Below are 3,090 nucleotides of genomic sequence, written 5' to 3' on the forward strand. Positions count from 1 at the left end.
AAGAACGGCGGCGATTTCATCCAGCGGGTGAAGGACGAAGTGGGATTGCGGGTCAAGGTCATTCCCGGACGAGAGGAGGCCCGGCTCATCTATCTGGGGGTCCGCCACGCCATCGATCTGCGCCGGCAAGACACCCTCATCGTGGATATTGGCGGCGGGAGCGTGGAGCTGATCCTCACCGCGGATGAGAAGCTGGCCGCCATGCATAGTCTGAAGCTCGGCGTGACTCGGCTGAGCGAGCGGTTTCCCACCGGCGACCGCATCTCCGGCAAGACCCTGGCCGATCTCGAGTCCTATTTGGCCGAACAGTTGGAGCCGACCCTGAGTCAGTTGGGCAAAAGCCGGGTGCGACGGGTCGTCGGCACCTCGGGAACCATGCTAAACCTGGTGTCCATCGCGGGCCACCAGCGAGGCGAGCCACCGGAGAACCACCTGAACAACTTTGCGGTCACCGCCGACGAGCTCGCCAAGGTCCGCCGGACGCTGATCAAAGCGGACCGCGACGAGCGCCTGCGCATCAAGGGACTCGACGGGAAGCGCGTCGACCTGATCGTCGCCGGCGCCTGTCTGGCCGACTACGTCGTCCGCCGGCTGGGCGCCAGGGAATTGGTGGCCTGCACGTGGGCGCTCCGCGAAGGCTTGCTGCTGGACTTCATCGCGCGCCATCGCAAGGGCATCGAGGAGACGGAGCGATTTGCCGACCCGCGCCGGCGCAACGTCGCCCGCTTTGCCCGCCACTTGGGTGAGATCGGCAGGCACGGCCCGCAGGTGGCGCGCCTGGCGCGGCAACTGTTCGACCAGCTCCGGAACGAGCTGTCGGTGCCACCGGACGCGCAAGAGTGGCTCGAGTTTGCCGCACTCCTGCACGACGTCGGTCATCAGATCGGCCACAAGGACCATCAGCATCACTCCTACTACCTCATTACCAAAGGTGAGCTGCTCGGCTTTCGGCGCGAGGAGCTGGAGATCATTGGCCAAATCGCCCGCTACCATCGCAAAGCGGCACCCAAGGATTCCGACGAGGGCTACGCGGCACTGGCGAAGGGCGAACGCCGCACCATCCGCACGTTGAGCGCCATCCTGCGTATTGCGGATGGCCTGGATCGCAGCCACTATAGCGTGGTGCGCGATGTGACTGTCATCCGACGCGGTGAGCGCCTGATCCTGCAACTCTCCACGGAGGGGGACGAGGCGGAGCTGGAGATCTGGGAGGCGCGCCGGCGTGCCGGCCTGCTCGGGGAAGTCCTCGGAGTCGACATCGACTTTCAGGTGGTGTCGCAACGCGAGCACGCTTATGCTGAACGAACGGCATCCGTATCCCGGTAAACTCATTGTCGTCGAAGGCATCGACGGGTCGGGCAAATCCACCCAGCTGGGGTTGCTGCACCGCTGGCTCGTGGCCCAGGGGCACAAGGTCTTCTTCACCGAGTGGAACTCCTCGGAGCTGGTGCGGCGGTCCATCCGCCGCGGCAAAAAGAAGGACCTGCTGACCCCCACCACCTTCAGCCTGCTACACGCCGTCGATTTCGCCGATCGACTCACCTACCGCATCGTCCCGCCGCTCAAGGCGGGCATGGTCGTGCTCGCCGACCGCTACACCTACACCGCCTTCGCGCGCGATGTGGCCCGCGGCGTCCACCCGCAATGGGTACGTGCCGTTTACAGCTTCGCGTTGCGGCCCGACCTGGCACTCTACTTCCGTGTCCCCATCGAGGTGGCGCTGGATCGGTTGCTGACCGGCCGCGCCAAGCTGAAGTATCATGAGGCCGGGATGGACATGGGCCTCAGCCGTGACCCGGTGGAGAGCTTCCGCCTCTTTCAGAGCCGCGTGCTCGAGATTTACGACGCCTTGGTGAAGGAGTTCGGTCTCAAAGTCGTGGAGGCCACCACGGACATCAACACCCAGCAGCAGCAGCTGCGACGAATGGTCCGCCGCATGTTGCGGACGCCCCCCGGCACCGCCGCCGACACCGCGGCCGACACTGCCGCTGACACCGCGGCCCCTTTGCGGGAGGTCCAGTAACCATGCATGACGAAGACAAGCGGTTTTTCGGCCAGGGGCTGCCGTATCTTAAAACCGGCGGCTTGCGCGGCAGCCTGATCGTCATTGAAGGCACAGACAGCGTGGGACGCTCGACGCAGATCGAACAGCTGACCCCGTGGCTGGAGGTACAAGGGTACGCGGTGACCAACACCGGGTGGACGCGCTCGCCGCTACTCGCCGACACCATCAACGAGGCCAAGGCCGGCCACGAATTGACGGTAACGACCTTCAGTCTCCTCTATGCCGCCGACTTTGCCGACCGCCTCGAAAACGAGATCATCCCCGCCTTGCGCGCCGGCTTCATCGTGCTGGCGGACCGTTACATGTACACCGCGTTTGCGCGTAATGCAGTGATGGGCGCCGACCGGCAATGGACGCGCGAACTCTTCGGCTGCGCCCTGGTGCCCGACCTGGTTCTGTACCTGAAGATCGACGTGGAGCATCTCATCCCGCGCGTGCTCGAGGGCAAGGGCATGGACTACTGGGAGTCCGGCATGCACCTGGCGCTGGGCAGCGACATGTTCGATTCGTTCCGGCGCTATCAGTCGCGCTTGATCCGTGAATACAACCGCTTGGCGCAGGAGTTTCACTTCCTCACGGTGGATGCGCGGCGGCCAATCGAAACCATTCAGGCCGACCTGCGCCGGCACATTGCCGCGTATCTCAATCGCAGCAAGCGCGTGCGTGTGGTGGAGGCGGCGGAAAGTGTCCCCAACCAGTAAGACCCCGCCTGACGGTCCGGTCTCGGCAGAACCCGATGCGACCCTGCTGATCGGACCCGAAACCGCTCTGCGGCGCATCGCCCGGGTCGCCGGTCTCGGCCCGTATCCATTGCATCCGCGCCGCACGGCGCGGGCGCATTCGGTCTACCTCGACACGCCACAGCTCACCCTCGCCCATCATGGCGTGACCCTCTGTCTGCGCCGGCAGGCGCGTGCCTGGGACGCCACAGCGACGTGGGCGGAACGTGCCCATGCCGCTGGTCACAAGCATCCGAGGCTCACGGTAGCGCTGGCCGGCGCGCCGCGCCTGCCGTTCGTCCTGCC

At 65.3% G+C, this 3,090-nt stretch carries 4 protein-coding genes; all 4 read left to right on the top strand.

Going from position 1 to position 3,090, the window contains the following annotated elements:
- Window positions 1-1,326, top strand: a 1,326-nt coding sequence (locus VF515_04535; protein HEX7406902.1) for a Ppx/GppA phosphatase family protein, incomplete at its 5' end; no start/stop codon positions are given.
- Window positions 1,295-2,023, top strand: a complete 729-nt coding sequence (locus tag VF515_04540; GenBank protein HEX7406903.1) for a thymidylate kinase — start codon at window positions 1,295-1,297, stop codon at window positions 2,021-2,023. The genes VF515_04535 and VF515_04540, both read left to right, overlap by 32 nt.
- A 2-nt stretch (window positions 2,024-2,025) precedes the next feature.
- Window positions 2,026-2,766, top strand: coding sequence for a thymidylate kinase (locus VF515_04545; GenBank protein ID HEX7406904.1), 741 nt, complete (start codon window positions 2,026-2,028; stop codon window positions 2,764-2,766).
- On the top strand, window positions 2,750-3,090 hold a 341-nt coding region (locus VF515_04550; protein ID HEX7406905.1), incomplete at its 3' end, for a hypothetical protein. The genes VF515_04545 and VF515_04550, both read left to right, overlap by 17 nt.

The organism is Candidatus Binatia bacterium, assembly GCA_036382395.1.
GTDB lineage: Bacteria > Desulfobacterota > Binatia > HRBIN30 > HRBIN30 > JAGDMS01.

Coding starts and splice junctions, on each gene's coding strand:
- VF515_04545 (HEX7406904.1), top strand. CDS start 2,026: ATGCATGACGAAGACAAGCGGTTTTTCGGCCAGGGGCTGCCGTATCTT.
- VF515_04540 (HEX7406903.1), top strand. CDS start 1,295: ATGCTGAACGAACGGCATCCGTATCCCGGTAAACTCATTGTCGTCGAA.